This window comes from Clostridium polyendosporum, assembly GCF_018332455.1.
Lineage (GTDB): Bacteria > Bacillota > Clostridia > Clostridiales > Clostridiaceae > Clostridium_AY > Clostridium_AY polyendosporum.
This window is the reverse complement of sequence record NZ_BOPZ01000004.1, coordinates 128,855-147,046: the sequence shown is the minus strand read 5'-3', so window position 1 is coordinate 147,046 and position 18,192 is coordinate 128,855. Positions and strand designations below refer to the sequence as shown.

The following is an 18,192-nucleotide window of genomic DNA, read 5'->3' as shown; positions in this document are numbered from 1 at the left end:
GTATAATTCACTTGGGGGGATATTAAAAATGGCTAAAGTATTGGTTGTAGACGATGCAGTATTTATGCGAATGATGATAAAAGATATATTAGAGAAGAATGGATTTGAAGTTGTAGGGGAAGCAACTGATGGCATAAAAGCAATAGAAATGTATAAGCAAAAAAGGCCAGATATTGTTACTATGGATATAATAATGCCTGAAATGGATGGTATAGAAGCAGTAAAGAAAATAAGGGATTTTGATTCAGAGGCTAAAATTATAATGTGTAGTGCAATAGGACAGCAAAGTATGGTTATAGATGCAATAAGAGCAGGTGCAAGAGATTTTATAGTTAAGCCCTTTCAAGCCGATAGAGTACTTGAGGTAATAACAAAAGTTCTAGATTAAATTATTATATGTATAAAATTAAAAACGCGACTTGGTCGCGTTTTTTTACATCGATGTTATTGTATTTGTTAGTGGTGGAACTACTTGCTTCTTTCTTGAAAGCACTCCAGGTAAGTATGCTGTATTATCTTTTAGAGTAACCTTAAATGTTTTTTCAGCTATTTCAGGCATTTTACCTGCAACTAAAACTTGTGAACCTTCATTTATTATATCTGTTAATAGAAGCATTATCATCTTAAGTCCACTTTCTTCAGCCTTCTTTTCCATATAAGCAAGCATTTCGTCTTTAAGAGGCATGAATCCTTCTATATCCATAGTGTTAACTTGAGCAACACCTATTTTAATTCCTTCAATTGTAAAAGGTTTATAGTCTTGATTAAATATCTCGTCAACAGTTTTACCCTTCAATGAAGTACCAGCTTTAAACATTTCTTTTGAATAAGATTCAACTTCAATACCTGCTATTTCAGCAAGTTTTAAGCAGATTTCCTTATCAATAGTAGTGCAAGTTGGTGATCTAAATAATAATGTATCAGAAATGATAGCACTACAAAGTAAACCAGCAATTTCTCTTGATGGAATAATTCCATTTTCAAAGAATGTTTTAGCCACTATTGTTGATGTACTTCCTAATGGTTCATTTCTAAAGTAAATAGGATTTCCAGTTTGAATATCAGCAACTCTATGATGATCTATAATCTCTAATATTTCAGCATCTTCTAATCCGTGAACAGATTGAGCTCTTTCATTGTGGTCAACTTGGATAACCTTCTTTTTATGATTTGAGATTAAGTGGTATCTTGAAATTGTACCAACAACTTTATTATCTTCATCTAATACGGGATAGCTTCTATATCTAGTTTCTGCCATTACCTTTTTTATATCGTCAGCTAGTTCATCTATTGAGAATGAAACAAGATTTTCTTTAGCCATTACGTATTCAACTGGTATTGATTGAACTATAAGCCTTGAAGCAGTAAAAGAATCATGAGGAGTTGATATAACAGAAACTCCATTTTCTTTTGCTTTTTCAATTAACGCTTCATTAATCTTATTAGAACCAGTTACTATAATTAAAGAAACCTTAATATCAATTAAAGCTTCTTGAGCTTCTGGTCTATCTCCAACAATAGCAATATCTTCCTTGATTACTATTTCTCTCATTGTTTCTGGTTGCATTGCTGCAACAACAATTTTACCAGAAAAACTCTCTTTATTTCTATTTATATATTGTTCTTCAGCAGAAAGTGCATCAATTATGTTTTCGATTGATGTATTACTCTTTCCTAGAATACAGTTGTCCCAAATGTCCATGTAACTTGAAGTTAAGTTTGCAGTTGATAAAACACCAATTAAATGTTTATGACTATCAACAACTGGAAGGGATTTTACATTGCTTTGTTTCATAACATTCCAAGCTTGTTTTAGTGAAGCTTCTGAAGCAACAGATTCTACCTTATCAAATTCTAAATCCTCAACCTTTAATTTAACTGTTTCTAAGAACTGTGGCTTTTCTACTTTAAAATAATCAAGAACGAATTGAGTTTCTTGATTTAATTCTCCAAGTCTAACAGGTACTGCTGGAACATTTCCAGTTTTATTCTTAAATTCAGCATAAGCAATAGCAGCACATATTGAGTCAGAATCAGGGTTTTTATGACCAGTAACGTATATAATGTCCTTCACTGACAGTATCCTCCTTATTAGCTATTTTAGTTATACAGAATATATTCTAAATGCTATATTAGTAAATGTAAAGCTTATAATAACATTTTATACAAAAGTAAAGAATCTTAAACTTATCATTAAAACGATTACCTTTCCAAAATCATAATATTTTAGGAAATATAGTATATTGTTAGAAAATTAAGTATTATATTCCATATTAATTAGAATTTCTTCCTTAGTTTTAGTTAATGTAAAGAAGTTCTAAGAGAAAACATGTCCACATATATTACTATAGATATTTTATAGATAAAGGAGGAACTAGCGTGATACAGGAAAAGGAACTTGTAAGAGGACTTTCAACTGCAGAAGCTGAAAGAAGACTGAAAACTTTTGGATTAAATGAATTAAGTCACAAAAAGAGGGTATCACCTATTATAATATTTTTCTCTCAATTTAATGATTTTATGGTCTGGGTACTTATGACAGCAACAGTGATCTCGGGACTGATGGGAGAAAAGGCAGATGCTATTACTATATTAATTATTATTATTATTAATGGTATTTTAGGTTTTATTCAAGAATTTAAAACAGAAAAATCTCTAGAAGCATTAAAATCATTAGCTGCGCCTACATGTAAAGTATATAGAGATGGTAATGTACAAGTAATTAGCGCAAAGAATTTAACTTTAGGAGATATTATAATTCTTGAGTCAGGCGATAGAGTACCTGCTGATGGTGAGCTGGTCCAATGTAATTCACTAATGGTAGATGAATCCCTTCTTACTGGCGAGTCTGTAGGTGTCAATAAAGGGCTAGGCAAAAAGGAAAGTAACCTTTATATGGGAACTACAGTTTTAAAAGGAAAAGGTCTTATAAAAGTCACTCAAGTGGGCATGAAAACAGAAATGGGAAATATAGCTAATCTTCTACAAAATATAGAAGAAGAAAAATCTCCTTTAAAGGAAAGATTAGAATCCCTAGGTAAAGTTCTAGTGTTTATCTGTCTTGGTATATGTGCAGTAGTAACAGCGTTAGGTATTTTAAGAGGAAATGATTTAGCAGAAATGTTTCTTTTAGGAGTAAGTCTTGCAGTAGCTGCAATACCAGAGGGACTTCCAGCTATAGTAACTGTTTCCCTAGCTCTCGGAGTTTCAAGAATGCTTAAGAGAAATGCTTTAGTAAGAAAGTTACCTGCAGTCGAAACTTTAGGATGTACATCAGTAATATGTAGTGATAAAACAGGAACTTTAACTCAGAATAAGATGACTGTTAAAGAAGTTTATATGAATGAAAGGATTTATAATGTTAATCAAGAAAAACTTCCGTCTAATCCAATGCTTGCAAGAGCTTTTGTGTTTTGTAATGATACCAATTATAATTTTGGAGAAAAGGATGTAGAAAAGGCTCTCTATGGTGATCCTACAGAAACAGCTTTAATAAAACTTTTCTTTAGAGAAATTGGCGCATTAAGAGGTTTTTTAAGTATGTCTCATAGGGTGTATGATATACCTTTTGATTCATCAAGAAAGATGATGAGTGTTATAGTAAAAGAGAATGGAAAAGAAACCTGTTATATAAAAGGGGCACCAGAAAGACTTTTGGAAAGATGTTCCCATATATATGAAGAAGGAAAGGTTAAAACTCTTACTTACCAAAAAAAGAAACAAATAATATCTTTTGTTGAAGCTATGTCTAATAGGGCTTTGAGATGTCTAGCAGCGGCTTACAAAGATTCAAACTTAGAAAGAGGAGAAGATTTAGAGAAAAACTTAATATTTATTGGAGTTGCGGGGATTATAGATCCACCTAGACCAGAGGTTAAAGATGCAGTGTTGAGATGTCGCCTTGCTGGTATAAAACCAATAATGATAACAGGAGATCATAAAAATACAGCTTATGCTATTGCAAAGGAATTAAATATTTGTAACACTATAGACCAGGTTATGACTGGTGAAGAGATTGAAGTTATAAGTGATAAGGAACTTTTCTCAAAGGTACAAAAGACCAGGGTTTTTGCAAGAGTAAGTCCAAGCCATAAATTAAGGATAGTAAAAGCCTTTAAAAAGAACAGTAACATAGTTGCAATGACTGGTGATGGCGTTAATGATGCTCCTGCGATAAAGGAAGCAGATATAGGAGTATCTATGGGGGTATCAGGAACAGATGTAACTAAAGAAGCATCTTCCATGATACTTATGGATGATAATTTTGCAACTATAGTTGCTGCAGTGGAAGAAGGAAGAACAATTTATTCTAATATAAGAAAGTTTATAAGATATCTTCTTTCTTGTAATCTTGGAGAAGTACTAACCATGTTTTTAGCTTCAATTTTTTATCTTCCAACTCCATTAGCACCTATACAGATATTATTCGTTAATTTAGCCACTGACGGTCTTCCAGCTATAGCGCTAGGGGTAGATCCTGCGGATAAAGATATAATGAAGCAAAAGCCTAGAGAAAAGACTGAAAGTGTTTTTTCTAGGGGACTAACAGAAAAAATAATGGTTAGGGGTTCCTTAATAGGTGTTTGCACGTTATTATCTTTTTTAGTAGGAATTCATTTTGGGTTTGATTTGAATACATCTAGAACATTGGCATTGAGTACACTAGTTATGTCACAGTTAATCCATGTTTTTGAATGCAGGTCTGAAAGACATTCTATCTTTGAAATAAAATTCCTAACAAACCCTTATTTAGTTATAGCTGTTTGCACCTCTATAACTATGTTATGTTTAATACTTTACGTACCGTTTCTAAGTAAAATATTCCATACTACAGCTTTAACTATTGGTCAATGGTTAATAGTATTATTCTTCTCAGGAACTATAGCACTAATTAATAGTGTATATCTTTATATAAAAGTAAAGTAATATAAGAGTTAGTAGGATTCAGCCTACTAACTTTTAGCTTTATTTCCTTGGTGAAATGACAACAAATAAAGAAGTGATATTCTTTAAATATAGAATATCACTTTTATTATTAATCTTTATGCTATTTTGTTCTCATTACTTGTTGTTTTGCCTTTTTTATTTGAGAATGATCTACTGGTATTAAGTCCTTTTTTGTGGTTAAGTTTAGAACATTCATTATTTGAATTATTTCTCGATTTTCTTTACCTTTTTTACCTTTTAGACCTTGAATCATAACATTATGCCCTTGATTAACTTGAATAAATTGAGGTTTTTTAAACCATCTATTCTTGTTATAAACACATTTAATAACAGCTTTACTTCTTTCAGGTCTAACTATTAAGGTTGCAGTAACCTTGTGAAAAATCCAAAGAATAGTCTTTTCTTCAACTTTAGCTGAAATTACTGTACCTTGAATTTGTGCCATTCTATCCCCATATTTTTTTATATAAGATTCGGTATAATATTTAGAAAGTCTTTCTTTTAAACTCATATTGTTAGCTCCTTTTCCTTAAAGTTATCTATTAGTCCATAATATTACAATGTAGTAAACTAGTAGTAGTATTATAGCATAATATTAAATGTATTAAAATAGTAAAGTTAAAAAATGTAAACTTAAGAAATATAAAGTTGATTTGAAAAACTAATCATAAAACTGTAAATAACAGAGTAAGGATTTAACTAATTATCAAAAAATATATTGCTTTGTTCTTAGTATAAGCAAAACGTTATTTGTTCAAACAATAAACTGTCTTGAATATTTGGAAAGATATACCGTAGTGTTAGGGGGAATTTATTGGACCTAAGAACTATTAACTTAGATAAAAAGACTAAAAGTGAATAGGTTTAACTCCCATTCACTTTGTTTTCAATTAAGATAGCAGTACACCATTCGTTACTTTGTACTTTTTTTATAAGAGTAAAATTATATTTTTCTACTTCATTTATTACAGAATTAAAGCTCCATTCTACAAGTCCTGATAATAACAACTTCCCACCACTAGTTATATGAGAAGCTATAAGAGGCATAAACATTTGAGTTTCTTCTCCACCTATATTAATAAAAATCCATTGAAAACGTTCATTGATTGTTATTTCTCCATTTAAGGCATTTCCAACTAAAACGTCTATATTATCTATACTATTAAGGGAAGCATTAAGTTCTATTTCGTCTCTAACATCTCTTATATCTAGCGCAAAAACTTTTTCAGCTCCCTTTAGGGCAGCACCTATAGAAAGAATTCCAGAACCTGTACCTATATCTAGAACTTTCTTGCCAATAAAGTTTTCATCTAGAATAAACCTTAAACAATCTTGGGTAGTTTCATGAAGCCCTGTGCCAAAGGCTCCTTGAGGAATAAAATTAATCTTTTTTTTATGATTACATTCATAGTGTGGAGAGGCTAAGAACCAACCGTTTTTTAAGTCAATGGGCTCAAATTCAATTGTATCGCTTGTAGTTTCAATGCTATTTATCTCATAATTATTTGCTGCAATTAATTTTTTAATTAGTTCAAGTTGTTTTTCAGCTTCCTGTCTATTTCCTTCAATTACTATCTTTAAGCTTATATTCTCATTTTTTTTCTCAAAATATCCATATCCATATTTTTCAGTAGTAACTTCAAAGGGTGCATTATAATATGTATTATAAAAGTCATTAAGTTGAAGTATTTCAATAGTTTTTTCAACCTCTTTGTAAGGTAGGTTTATTGATATTTCGTGCATACAGCATCCTCCTTATAGATTAGTAAGTTTAATTTTATCACAAACTTAAAAATTTATTAAAAGCTTATTGTGATTTTTTTGATTAAAAAAGAATATAATATAGTGAATTAATTTTAGGTGGCTATTGTATGAAAGTTGTTTTAATATTATGTAAGGAAAGTGCTACTTCAAGTGTTGCAGCTTATAAGTTAGCTAAAGCTTGTAGAAAGCTTGGTATAGACTCAGAATTTGGTTCATTAGACAGTTTTGTAAAAGGAAGGATAAACGTAAATGATACTGAAAAAAGCATAACATTTATTTTTGCACAAGAAAAGATACTTAACAATGATATTATTGAAGCTATTAAAGAAAAGATAGATTTATTATTGCTATCTCCGCAAATAAAAAATAAGCTAAAAGAATTTAAGGAAAATCTAAAAAATACAAAAATTAAAGTAGGATCCTTAAATATAAACGTTTTATCCAGAACTAGTGATCAGGATCTTATAGCCGAGATATTAAATTATATTGAGCTTTAACGAAAAATAATTTAAAAATACAAGAGACTGATCATTAGATTGCTGTCTCTTTTTTTGTTTATTGCTATTTCATAAAGTAAAATATAACTAAAATTTAATATAATAATTAGCTACCAGATTTATTATATTGAATAATGATAATATGTTATATTATCAGCTTAATGCAAATATCATATTAATAGTAATTAATTTACAAGGGTTAACGTTAAATATGGGTTTAGAGAGAACGTTAATAAAAATTTTAGGGAAAAGTTGTGCTAAAGCAGTAAAAGACCTAATCGAAAAAGGATACATAGAAGAAATATTTGAAATAGGAATTAATGTAATAACACGGGACTTAATACAAAAGGGATATATTGAACAAATTTCGCAGATAGGAGTGAATGTAATTATTCGAAACTTCACTAAATTTTTAGAGGCGGGAGTTGGTTTAGGAATAGTAAGTGTTCTAATAGCAGCATTAAGTGAAAATTCTAATGCAAATTTATATCAAGTTCAGGGTTTAATAATAGAATGTATAAAGCATAAATATGGAGATGTGGATGTGGATGGAATTATTCAGCAGATTCAAAAGATGAATAAAGTTGATGAATTAAGTTATGTAATGAAGAAAGTAATGCAGTTCAACTCTATAGAGGAGTTACAAGAAAGTTTAAAGATGGCATGAAGTCTTTGTTATAAATAAACAATTTTATAAGCAACAAAATTACTTAATTGAGACACTCACTAATTAAAGATATAGAACTTCAATTCTTAAATAATTCATGAAAATAGCCTCAACATACAATGCTTTTTCACGAATTGTAAATTTGGTTATGAAGTTGTATATCTTTTAGTGGGTGTTTTTATTTTTATTTCAATATACCAAAGTAAAATTTGATACGAGCAAAAGAGTTTGATAGTCTTTCGCTATTATTTTTTGTGGTTAGATAATTATTAAAATATTTTTATACAATAATATAATTTTTTATAAATAATAGTGTAATGGAAATAGCTACAATATATAGTAATAATATAAATGTAATATAAAGAAAGGATGAATTTATTTGATTAGAATATTAGCTATAACAAAGGATTTAAAACCAATTTATAATTTATCTCTAGAGGAACTATCAAAATATGATTTAAGTTGGTTTTGGGTAGATTTTAGTGTCCCTAGCCAAGAAGAGATAAAGTTTTTGGAAAAAAATTTTCACTTTCATCATTTATCTATAGAAGATTGTCTTTTTTCACTAAATAGTCCTAAGCTAGATTATTATGATAATTATAATTTCGTTATTCTTAATGCTTTAAATCAAGAGAATTTAGATCCAATAGAAGTGTCTCTATTTGTGAGTGATAATTATATAGTATCTTATCACAGTATTGAATTAAACGAAATAGATGAGGCATGGAAAAGAGCAATAATGAATGAAAAAGATTGGAATAAGGGATCTACTTATATTGCTCATCAAATATTGGATAAAGTAGTTGATCAGTTTTTTCCAGCAATTTATAAGATTGAAGATAGAATAAATAATATTGAAAGTAATATTGAGGGACAATCTCTTCATAGATTAATTGATGAAGTATTCAAGATAAGAGGTGATTTAATTAAATTAAGAAAAATAATAAACTCTATGCGTGATTTAGTATATAGAATAGTAAATTCTGAAAGACTTTATGGCTTTAAAGAACATAAGTTATATTTTTCAGATATTCATGATCATCTACTTAAACTTTCAAGTATGATTGAATCAAGTAGAGAAATGACTTCTGATATGCGTGATAACTATTTATCAATAAATTCAACTCGTATGAATAAAAATATGATGGTTTTAACTGTTATAACAACTATTTTTATACCATTAACATTTATTGTAGGCGTTTATGGAATGAATTTTGAATATATGCCAGAACTTAGCTGGAAATACGGTTATCCTGGAGTTTTGTTAGTAATGGCTATTATCGGTATAGTAATGTTTTATTGGTTTAAACGAAAAGGGTGGTTTGATATATAGATTTGTATAAGTAGTTTAAAGCTATGATAAGAATTAAAAGGAATATGATATACTTGTAATATAAAGTATTAGATATAGAAGGGGAAAATTTATGTTGAATAATGGAGAGATTAAAATTCTTGGAGGTAGTACAGGTGCTGTTTTTGCTAAAGAAATGTGCAACTACTTAGGAATAGAAATAGGAAAATCAGAGGTGACTAAATCATCTAATGGAAATATATTCGTTAGGGTTGATGAGACTGTTAGAGGTAAGGATGTATATATTGTTCAATCAATTGGAGTAAATCCTAATGATGAATTTACAGAAATATTATTTTGGATTGATGCATTAAAAAGAGCTAGTGCTAATTCAATAACAGCAATAATACCCTATTTTGGGTATTCAAAAGGAGATAAAGAAGAAGAACCACGAGTATCTATTAGAGCAAAAGTTTGTGCAGGGTGTATTGAATTAGCAGGTGCTGACAGAATAGTAACAATGGATTTACATAGTGTTCATATGCACGGTTTCTTTAAAAAGCCCTTAGATAACTTTTTTGCATTACCTGTTTTAGCAGAGTATGTTAATAAATTAGAGTTGGATAATTTAGTAGTTGTTTCTTCAGGGGCTGGATTTGTTAAACAAGCTAGGAAGTATGCTGATTATTTTGATACAACTCTCACTATAGGTTATAAAACTCAAAGGTTATACGAAAAAAATGGTGTGGTATTAGAAATTGTAGGAAATATAAAAGGAAAAAATGCATTAATAGTAGATGATTTTACAGCATCGGGCAGTACTCTAGTAAATCTAGCAAATGGTTTAAAGGAAAGAGGAGCGAAAAATATATACGCTTGTTCATCTCATCTTTTAATAAATCAATCTGGTGTAGAAAAAATTGAGAATAGTCCAATTGATTTATTGATTAGCACAAATTCGGTTAATAATAATAATGTGCTACTGTCAGAAAAAATTAAAATAGTATCAGTTGCGCCTTTGTTTGCTGAAGGGATATTAAGGATGCGTGATAGAAAATCAATAAGTTCATTATTTGAAAAAATTCCACAAAAAGTTTTTGAGTATTCAATCTATAAGTAGATATTTAATTAGGAGAAGAAATGGAAAGAATAGTAGATTTAACTCATTTGATTAATGATTGTATGTCAGTTTATCCTGGAGATGAACAAACAAAACTATATCAAACACAATTTTTAAAAATTGATAAGTTTAATAATCATAGATTGGAGATTTCAATGCATTCTGGAACACATATAGATTCCCCTATGCATTTAACCGATAGAGAAGAATATATATATCAATTTCCATTAGAGAATTTTATTGGTAATGGTTGTGTAATAGATGTAAGAAATCAATCATTAATAAAATTAAAAGACGAATATAAAGAAAAAATTACAGAGAATAGTATTGTTTTACTTTATACTGGATTTAATAGGATATTCGGAACAGATAAATATTTTGAACAACATCCAATTATAGATATGGAATTGGTGGAGTTGTTTGTGGAAAAGAAGGTAAAACTTGTTGGAATAGATTCACCTTCTCCAGATAAAGATCCCTTTGAGATTCATAAAAAGTTATTTGATAATAATATTCTAATATTAGAGAACTTAACAAATCTTGAACAACTAATATCAATAGACAATTTTGAAGTTATTGCATTTCCATTAAAAATTAAAGCAGATTCATCTATTTTAAGGGTTGTCGCAAGAACTTTATAAATAAAGGGTTTTAAATCAGTTTTAGCTAGATTTCACTTTGTGAAATAGCAGTAAATTAATTGATTAAGAATTTGTTTATCTATAACTATAGAAAGCTCCGCTTTAATTTAATATTTTAGTAACAATTTGTTAATTGACCTTATTGCTTTGTAAGATTAGAATTTAAGATAAGGGTTATTAAATAACTTATTATATGATAATTTTACAGGGGAAGAGGGTTTATATGGACTATAGGCTTAAATATAAAATAGACAACATGATTAACAATTATAGAAGGTGCGAAGAAGAATTAAAATATGATGGGCTTTATATGAATCATTTTGCTGCATTGATTTTTACAAATTCTGATAAGGAAATCAATTCTAAGAAGATAAGGCACATAAGAAAATACATTAAGGAAAATACTATCTGGTTCTCAAGTTTTAGAGGAGATACTCTTTATATGTTATCTATACTTTTATCTATTGAAGAGAATTGGGAAATTAGATTTAAGAGAATACTTACATGGGAAGAAAGATTAAAGGAAGAAGGGTTCGTTGAAAGTTCATATCTATCCATAGGTATATGGGTTTTAACAGAATACTTTAATGACAACGAAATAGAGAAAGCTTCTAAAAAAATGTATGAAATTTACTCTCTTATTAAGAAAAAGTATAAGAATGTTACTTCAGTAGATGATTATGTTCTTTGTGCATTGCTTGTTGTAATAGATATGAATAGTGACATCTATATTAATGTAATAGATTCCTCCTTTAATAGAGTAACTTCAGAGGGGCTTACTACAAATAATGGTGCGCAAACTCTAGCTAATATACTATGTATAGATTTTATTAACTGGAAAGTTAATTTGCAAAAGTCGATAGATATATTAAAAAATGTAGAAAAAATGGGTGGTAAAGTACAGCCACAGCATACTGCAATAGTAGGACTTGGAGCAGTAGTAAGTGATAATATTAATATTTTTATTAAAGAAGTTAAGAAAATTAACAGTTACCTATGTGAATATCCAGAGTACAGTTTTTTTATGGATAGAAGTTTTAGATTAATACTCTCAATGGCTATTAGTATTTTTTATCACATAAAAGGTAATAAGTTTATAAATTCAATAATTGCCTTAACTATTAACTATACTTTATTAAATCAGCAGCAGGGATTAATATCTTCAATTAATTAAAGATTTATTAAAGAAGAGGTCATTATAGACTAAAAAATCTAAAAGTTCATAATGATATTGTTTATGTATATTCTATAATTTAAGGAGGCAACTATGGATAAAAATAAACTGGCAAGAATGATAGATCATACACTTCTTAAGCCAGAAGCTACATCAGAGCAAATAAGAAAACTATGCAAAGATGCTCTTGAATATAATTTTGCATCTGTTTGCGTAAATCCAATAAATGTAGTATTAGCGGCAAAGCTTCTAAAAGATAGTGAAGTAAAGGTATGTACTGTTATAGGTTTTCCTTTAGGAGCAAATACTTCAGCAGTAAAGGTTTTTGAAACTAAAGATGCCATACAAAATGGTGCAACTGAAGTTGATATGGTTATAAATATAGGAAAGCTTAAGGAAAAAGATTATGATTATGTAAGAGAAGATATAAGAGCAGTAGTAGATGCTGCAAAGAGTATGACTTTAACAAAGGTTATAATAGAAACGTGCCTTCTTACTGATGAAGAAAAGATTATAGCTTGTAAACTTGCAAAAGAAGCAGGAGCAGATTTTGTTAAGACTTCTACAGGATTCTCAACGGGTGGAGCAACTCCAAAGGATATAAAACTTATGAGGGAAACTGTTGGGTCAGAGCTTGGTGTTAAAGCTTCAGGAGGAGTAAGAAGCTATGAGGAGGCATTAGCTGTAATAGAAAGTGGTGCTACTAGAATAGGGGCTTCAGCTTCAATTGCTATATGTGAAGGAAAGAAGTCAAACTCAACTTACTAAAAACTAATATTCAGCTTTTAAAGTTAAGTATAATTCTTAATTTTAAAAGCTGTTTTTTGTTTCATAGGAAATTATAAAATCGTCAAGTTGTAGATAACTTATAACACAATTCACGTAATGGACTTTTTTATATGCTGTCATTTCACGAAGTAAAAATCAGACTAAAGCTAATTAAGCTCGATACCTGGTAAGCTTTATTTAAGCTATTGTATTTTAAAATAGTTAATTTATAGGGAAATTTGGTGAAACAAAAGATTAAAAAAAATACTTAAATTGAAGAAAATCGAATATTAATATAATAGATTACTATATGGAGGAGGGAACTGCTCTAACAAATTGAGGTAAGGCTTGCCCTTTGCAATTTTTGAGTGGGATTTTATGAAAAGAGAGTTAACTCCACAAGAAGTTGTATACACAATCGATTTTACAGGACAAATAGCAAGCAAAAGTAAAAATTTAATACCTGAATACTGTGACGTATATAAAAATATTGAAACTGGCCTAAGTATAGATAGGGAAGGATTTAACATCTATCTAGTCGATACATTTTCTAAAGAGAAACTTACAAATATCATAAATTATATAGATGGTATTTTAAAAAGTAGAGAAGCACCTAAGGATATTTGTTATATTACTTATGATGATACAAGGTATCCGAAACCTTTATTTTTAAGCAACGGAAGAGGAAAAGCTTTTAAAGAAAGGGTCGAAGCTGTTAAAAATTTTTATTTCGATAAAATTTTTACTTTCTATAATTCTTCTTCAAATAAAGAAAAGGAAGATATAATTGATGAAATACAGAAAAAGAGAAGTGATTATATAAGTGGTTTGGTAGAGCTGGCTAAAAGTGAGGGATTTGACGTTAAGACTACCAATTCAGGATTTGCTTTTATTCCTCTTAAAGAAGGGGAAGCTATGACAGAAAAAGATTATGAAAACTTAGAGCAGCAGTCTAAAGATGAAATAATAACAAAGGCTGGCAAACTTAAGACTGGGGCAGAGGATGTCTTAGAACAGCTTAAGGATATAGAACTTAATTCTATTGAAAAAATTAAAAAAATACTTGAAAGATATCTAATTGAAGAATCAAGTGATATTAAAGAAGATATAATAGAAGAATTTACTTTAGATAAGGAAGCTTTAGATTATTTTGAGGGTATGTTTTCAGTTATAGAAAAAGAAGTAATTGAAGGATATTCTATGAACTTTGAGGAAGATGAGGATAAGATAAATGATATTATAAACAAGTTTGCTGTTAATGTTATAGTAGATAATCAAGAGTATGATCATCCACGAGTAATATTTGAAGAGGATCCAAGTATAAGTAACCTGATTGGAACTATAGAGTATGAAACTCATAATGGAGCATATTCTACAGATGTGTCATTGATTACTTCAGGTTCGATATTAAATGCAAATGAAGGATGTTTGATAATTAGAGCAAGTTCGCTTGTGAATAATCCAGGTAGTTATTATTATTTAAGAAAAACGCTTATGGCTAATAAAGTAAGCTATGATTATAACAGAGGATATCTTGAGTTCTTAGCACTTAATGGTTTAAAGCCAAATCCAATAGATATAAATTTAAAGGTAGTTATTATTGGAGATTATGAAACTTTCGATATACTTTATACTTATGATGAGGACTTTAAGAAGCTTTTTAGAATTAAGGCTGAATATAACCCTTATGTTAGTATTACAGATAGTATTACAGATAATATTAAAGCTTCACTTATATCTATTATTAAAGATATAAGTGATAAGAATAATTTATTTGAAATATCTATTGATGGTATTAATGAGGTAGCAAAATACTTATCAAGAAAGGCAGGAAATAAGAAAAAACTATACATTGATGATTATGAAATAGATAAGCTTTTAATGCTTGCTAATAATATTGCAAAAAAGAGAGATAAGAGAATAATAGGAAGTAATGAAATAATATCAGTAGCTTATAGCTCAGAATTAATTGAAAAGGAAATTATGGATCTATATAAAGATAAAAAAATATTAGTTGATGTAACTTCAAAATTAGTGGGTAGTGTAAATGGATTATCAGTAATTGATACAGGTTACTATAGTTTTGGAAAGCCAACAAGAATAACTTGCATATGCTGCAAAGGTAGTGGACGAATCATAGATACACAGAGAGAAAGTAATCTAAGTGGAAATATTCATTGTAAATCTATAAACATATTAAGAGGGCTTTTGAATAGTTTCTTAGATCCTTATAATAGAATACCAGTAGATTTTTATGTAAGTTTTGAACAAATTTATGGAATGCTTGAAGGAGATAGTGCTTCAGTAGCAGAAATTGTAAGTATGATATCTGCTTTAAGTAAAATTCCTATTAATCAAAATATAGCAGTCACTGGTTCTTTAAATCAATTTGGAGAAGTTCAACCTATAGGAGGTGTAAATGAAAAGATAGAGGGTTTCTTTAAGGTTTGTAAATTGATTCATAATATTGAGGATAAAGGTGTGCTTATACCTTATGCCAATAAAGATGAATTGATATTAGTTCCGGAGGTAGAAGAAGCTGTTAAGAAGGGACAATTTCATATCTATACCATGAAAAGTTTGAATGATGCTCTTCAAGTTCTCTTAACAGGTGATATAACTACAGAGGATGTCCTAATATCAATTAAAAAAGAACTTGAGCTTTATTTAATGAATAATAGAGAATAATTAAGGGGGGATTTAGAATCACCCCCTTAATTTGTTGTTATTTTATGAAGTGAAATCTGGCTCAAATTTAATAGGTTTAATACATGATTAGCTTTCTTTTATACATCTAATACTAAACATAATGATCTTATTCCATAATATTGAATTTTATGATAAATTTGTTTGACTATACACGATTTATTGTGTTAAAATTATGGAAAAAGAAGGTAAAATAGGCATTGTGAAGGAAAAGGAGGTGAATTACTCTAAATCACTTTAGAGTAAAGGCGTATGCATTTAAAGTTTAATAAAATACAAGATAATTTAGTTGTAATCTTAATAGGAGAGTTAGACCATCATAGTGCTGAAGAAGTTAGAGTAAAAATTGATGATAGAATTGATAGAGAAAATGTAAAAAATATAATTTTTGATTTTTCAGGTGTTACATTTATGGATAGTTCTGGTATTGGGGTAGTAATAGGAAGATATAAAAAGCTATCTTTAAGAAAAGGCACAGTCTCTGTTATTTCTGTAAATAATAATTTAAAAAGAGTATTTGAACTGTCCGGTATGTTTAAAATAATAAATTATTACAATAACTTAGATGAGGCAGTAAGTTGCATTTAATGGAGGGGTCAAGATGGTGGAAAATAAGATTAAGATAGAGTTTCTTAGTAAATCCCAAAATGAGGGTTTCGCTAGAGTAGCTGTTGCAGCTTTTGTATCTCAATTAGATCCTACAATAGAGGAAATAACAGATGTAAAGACTGCAGTATCAGAAGCTGTTACAAATTCAATAATACATGGGTATGATGAAAAAGAGGACGGAATAGTTATTATTGAAGCTACTCTTTTGAATGAAGAGATCACAATTACTGTAGAAGATAAAGGAACTGGTATAGATGATTTAGAACAGGCAATGATGCCTTTGTATACTTCTAGACCTGATCTTGAAAGATCAGGAATGGGATTTACAGTAATGGAAACCTTTATGGATAGTTTAGAGGTGTTTAGTGAAAGGGGAAAAGGAACTAAGGTAGTGATGAAGAAAAAATTTAAAACGGTAAGCTAGGTGAATTATATGGATAAAAGTAATTTTAATAAAGAAGAATTTAATTACGATAACAATGCAGAGCTTATTAAGTTAGCCCAAGCTGGTAGTAGTGATGCTATGAATAAGCTTATAGAAATAAATCTCCCTTTAGTGTCTTCAATAAGTAGAAAGTTTTTGAACAGAGGGTACGATTATGAAGATATATTTCAGATAGGTTCTATTGGGTTGGTAAAAGCGATAAATAATTTTGATACTTCTTTTAATGTAAAGTTCTCTACCTATGCTGTTCCGATGATTATAGGTGAAATAAAAAGATTTCTAAGAGATGATGGATTTATTAAGGTTAGTAGAAATACAAAAACTTTAGCAAGAAAGCTTCATTTTGATAAAGAAGAACTTACAAAAAAGCTAGATAGAGATCCAACTGTAGAAGAGTTAGCACAATTCTCTGGAGTTAGTAAAGAAGATATAGTTTTTGCACTTGAATCGTCTAATGGTATGCAATATCTTTATGACACTATACATCAAGATGATGGTTCTCCTGTTCTTTTAATAGATAAGTTATCAGAAAATAGTGAAGAAGATTCAGACATGATTAATAAAATTGCTCTTAAAGACGCATTAAAAAGTCTTGATGCAAAATCAAGACAGATTATTATGCTTCGTTACTTTAAGGATAAAACTCAGATACAAGTAGCAAAGATGTTGGGAATAAGCCAGGTACAAGTCTCTAGAATAGAAAAAAAGGTTCTTAAAGAAATGAAGAAAAAGCTTACTGAGTGACAAAGCGGTTGGGTTGTATCCATCCGCTTTTTTACTCTTTAGACCAGTTATAAAATTAAAGAATTGTGGATAACTTGAAAATGTAATTTAGGACAGCCTGTTTAATTACGACACCTAAAGAGTAAAAAATAAAATATAGTTCGCCTGCCAATTTTTCCTCACATGTGTTCGGAAAGGCAGATGCGTAAAAAAAATCGACAACTCCAATATATTTGTTCTACATAATGTTGAATAACTCATACCTATTTTTACAGATAATAATATAAGCATAAATAAATTTAATGATTAGTTTGTGTATTTACACAAAATTATGATAGGAGTATGTATAAATATAGATATGAGGATGTATAAATATGGATATCAAAGAAGCTAAAATAAAAAACAAGTTTCAAAAATTATCTGCAGAGGCCGAACCTAAACCTAAGCTTTTAAAGAATTGTATAAATGCTTTTATTATTGGAGGATTAATTTGTGATATTGGACAATTTTTCACTAACACATTGTTAAGTTGGGGAATTCCAATAGAGAAGGTATCAACCTTTGTATCAATAATAATGGTTTTCTTAGGAGCACTTTTAACAGGTATAGGAATATATGATAAGCTCGCTACCATTGCTGGAGCAGGGACAGTTGTACCAATCACAGGCTTTGCTAATGCCATAGTTTCACCAGCAATTGAGTTTAAAAAAGAGGGTTTTATTTTTGGTGTAGCTGCAAAGATGTTCACTATAGCAGGTCCGGTACTTGTCTATGGTATAGGAACATCTGTTATAGTAGGAATTGTATATTATATAATGTCTATATTAGGATAAATGAGGG

General features: G+C 29.3%; 17 protein-coding genes. 14 read left to right on the top strand and 3 right to left on the bottom strand.

What is annotated here, in order from left to right:
• Positions 1 to 28 precede the first annotated feature (28 nt).
• Positions 29 to 388: a response regulator gene (locus CPJCM30710_RS03910; RefSeq protein WP_212902863.1), complete on the top strand. Its 360-nt coding sequence runs from the start codon at positions 29 to 31 to the stop codon at positions 386 to 388.
• 45 nt (positions 389 to 433) lie between these two features.
• On the opposite strand, the gene CPJCM30710_RS03905 is transcribed toward CPJCM30710_RS03910, so the two are convergent.
• Positions 434 to 2,074 carry a putative manganese-dependent inorganic diphosphatase gene (locus CPJCM30710_RS03905; protein ID WP_212902862.1) on the bottom strand — a complete coding sequence of 547 codons (1,641 nt, stop codon included), beginning with the start codon at positions 2,072 to 2,074 and terminating at the stop codon, positions 434 to 436.
• A gap of 305 nt (positions 2,075 to 2,379) precedes the next feature.
• On the opposite strand from CPJCM30710_RS03905, the gene CPJCM30710_RS03900 reads away from it, so the two are divergent.
• Positions 2,380 to 4,926: a calcium-translocating P-type ATPase, SERCA-type gene (locus CPJCM30710_RS03900; RefSeq protein WP_212902861.1), complete on the top strand. Its 2,547-nt coding sequence runs from the start codon at positions 2,380 to 2,382 to the stop codon at positions 4,924 to 4,926.
• A 121-nt stretch (positions 4,927 to 5,047) separates the two neighbouring features.
• Here the strand turns inward: CPJCM30710_RS03900 and CPJCM30710_RS03895 are convergent, their stop codons facing one another.
• The gene (locus tag CPJCM30710_RS03895; RefSeq protein ID WP_212902860.1) at positions 5,048 to 5,458 is read right to left on the bottom strand and encodes a hypothetical protein; all 411 of its coding nucleotides are present in this window, start codon (positions 5,456 to 5,458) and stop codon (positions 5,048 to 5,050) included.
• A gap of 353 nt (positions 5,459 to 5,811) precedes the next feature.
• On the bottom strand, positions 5,812 to 6,690 hold the full coding sequence (locus tag CPJCM30710_RS03890) for a 50S ribosomal protein L11 methyltransferase (protein ID WP_212902859.1): 879 nt from the start codon (positions 6,688 to 6,690) through the stop codon (positions 5,812 to 5,814).
• A gap of 128 nt (positions 6,691 to 6,818) precedes the next feature.
• Here CPJCM30710_RS03890 and CPJCM30710_RS03885 point away from each other — a divergent pair, with 128 nt between their 5' ends.
• From CPJCM30710_RS03885 to spoVAC, 12 genes are all read left to right on the top strand, one after another.
• Positions 6,819 to 7,208, top strand: a complete 390-nt coding sequence (locus CPJCM30710_RS03885; protein WP_212902858.1) for a PTS sugar transporter subunit IIB — start codon at positions 6,819 to 6,821, stop codon at positions 7,206 to 7,208.
• 211 nt (positions 7,209 to 7,419) lie between these two features.
• Positions 7,420 to 7,875 (top strand): hypothetical protein, encoded by a 456-nt coding sequence (locus CPJCM30710_RS03880; RefSeq protein ID WP_212902857.1) that lies wholly within the window; start codon positions 7,420 to 7,422, stop codon positions 7,873 to 7,875.
• A 379-nt stretch (positions 7,876 to 8,254) separates the two neighbouring features.
• Complete coding sequence (corA, locus tag CPJCM30710_RS03875) at positions 8,255 to 9,208, top strand: magnesium/cobalt transporter CorA (RefSeq protein WP_212902856.1); 954 nt, start codon at positions 8,255 to 8,257, stop codon at positions 9,206 to 9,208.
• A 91-nt stretch (positions 9,209 to 9,299) separates the two neighbouring features.
• Positions 9,300 to 10,286 carry a ribose-phosphate diphosphokinase gene (locus CPJCM30710_RS03870; protein WP_212902855.1) on the top strand — a complete coding sequence of 329 codons (987 nt, stop codon included), beginning with the start codon at positions 9,300 to 9,302 and terminating at the stop codon, positions 10,284 to 10,286.
• Positions 10,287 to 10,306: 20 nt separating this feature from the next.
• Complete coding sequence (locus CPJCM30710_RS03865; protein ID WP_212902854.1) at positions 10,307 to 10,927, top strand: cyclase family protein; 621 nt, start codon at positions 10,307 to 10,309, stop codon at positions 10,925 to 10,927.
• Between the two features lie 223 nt (positions 10,928 to 11,150).
• Positions 11,151 to 12,101, top strand: a complete 951-nt coding sequence (locus tag CPJCM30710_RS03860) for a DUF4003 family protein (protein ID WP_212902853.1) — start codon at positions 11,151 to 11,153, stop codon at positions 12,099 to 12,101.
• Between the two features lie 93 nt (positions 12,102 to 12,194).
• Positions 12,195 to 12,869 carry a deoxyribose-phosphate aldolase gene (deoC, locus tag CPJCM30710_RS03855; RefSeq protein ID WP_212902852.1) on the top strand — a complete coding sequence of 225 codons (675 nt, stop codon included), beginning with the start codon at positions 12,195 to 12,197 and terminating at the stop codon, positions 12,867 to 12,869.
• Between the two features lie 378 nt (positions 12,870 to 13,247).
• Positions 13,248 to 15,557, top strand: a complete 2,310-nt coding sequence (locus CPJCM30710_RS03850) for an AAA family ATPase (protein ID WP_212902851.1) — start codon at positions 13,248 to 13,250, stop codon at positions 15,555 to 15,557.
• Positions 15,558 to 15,827: 270 nt separating this feature from the next.
• Positions 15,828 to 16,163 carry an anti-sigma F factor antagonist gene (spoIIAA, locus tag CPJCM30710_RS03845; protein ID WP_212902850.1) on the top strand — a complete coding sequence of 112 codons (336 nt, stop codon included), beginning with the start codon at positions 15,828 to 15,830 and terminating at the stop codon, positions 16,161 to 16,163.
• A gap of 13 nt (positions 16,164 to 16,176) precedes the next feature.
• A complete protein-coding gene (gene spoIIAB, locus CPJCM30710_RS03840; RefSeq protein WP_212902849.1) occupies positions 16,177 to 16,608 on the top strand; it encodes an anti-sigma F factor in 432 nt (143 codons plus the stop codon).
• Positions 16,609 to 16,617: 9 nt separating this feature from the next.
• Positions 16,618 to 17,373: an RNA polymerase sporulation sigma factor SigF gene (sigF, locus tag CPJCM30710_RS03835; protein ID WP_212902848.1), complete on the top strand. Its 756-nt coding sequence runs from the start codon at positions 16,618 to 16,620 to the stop codon at positions 17,371 to 17,373.
• 353 nt (positions 17,374 to 17,726) lie between these two features.
• Positions 17,727 to 18,185, top strand: coding sequence for a stage V sporulation protein AC (gene spoVAC, locus CPJCM30710_RS03830; protein ID WP_212902847.1), 459 nt, complete (start codon positions 17,727 to 17,729; stop codon positions 18,183 to 18,185).
• Positions 18,186 to 18,192 lie beyond the last annotated feature (7 nt).

Coding starts and splice junctions, on each gene's coding strand:
- CPJCM30710_RS03870 (WP_212902855.1), top strand. CDS start 9,300: ATGTTGAATAATGGAGAGATTAAAATTCTTGGAGGTAGTACAGGTGCT.
- CPJCM30710_RS03910 (WP_212902863.1), top strand. CDS start 29: ATGGCTAAAGTATTGGTTGTAGACGATGCAGTATTTATGCGAATGATG.
- spoIIAA (WP_212902850.1), top strand. CDS start 15,828: ATGCATTTAAAGTTTAATAAAATACAAGATAATTTAGTTGTAATCTTA.
- CPJCM30710_RS03865 (WP_212902854.1), top strand. CDS start 10,307: ATGGAAAGAATAGTAGATTTAACTCATTTGATTAATGATTGTATGTCA.
- CPJCM30710_RS03880 (WP_212902857.1), top strand. CDS start 7,420: ATGGGTTTAGAGAGAACGTTAATAAAAATTTTAGGGAAAAGTTGTGCT.
- deoC (WP_212902852.1), top strand. CDS start 12,195: ATGGATAAAAATAAACTGGCAAGAATGATAGATCATACACTTCTTAAG.
- spoIIAB (WP_212902849.1), top strand. CDS start 16,177: ATGGTGGAAAATAAGATTAAGATAGAGTTTCTTAGTAAATCCCAAAAT.
- sigF (WP_212902848.1), top strand. CDS start 16,618: ATGGATAAAAGTAATTTTAATAAAGAAGAATTTAATTACGATAACAAT.
- CPJCM30710_RS03895 (WP_212902860.1), bottom strand. CDS start 5,458: ATGAGTTTAAAAGAAAGACTTTCTAAATATTATACCGAATCTTATATA.
- CPJCM30710_RS03885 (WP_212902858.1), top strand. CDS start 6,819: ATGAAAGTTGTTTTAATATTATGTAAGGAAAGTGCTACTTCAAGTGTT.
- CPJCM30710_RS03850 (WP_212902851.1), top strand. CDS start 13,248: ATGAAAAGAGAGTTAACTCCACAAGAAGTTGTATACACAATCGATTTT.
- CPJCM30710_RS03890 (WP_212902859.1), bottom strand. CDS start 6,690: ATGCACGAAATATCAATAAACCTACCTTACAAAGAGGTTGAAAAAACT.
- CPJCM30710_RS03860 (WP_212902853.1), top strand. CDS start 11,151: ATGGACTATAGGCTTAAATATAAAATAGACAACATGATTAACAATTAT.
- spoVAC (WP_212902847.1), top strand. CDS start 17,727: ATGGATATCAAAGAAGCTAAAATAAAAAACAAGTTTCAAAAATTATCT.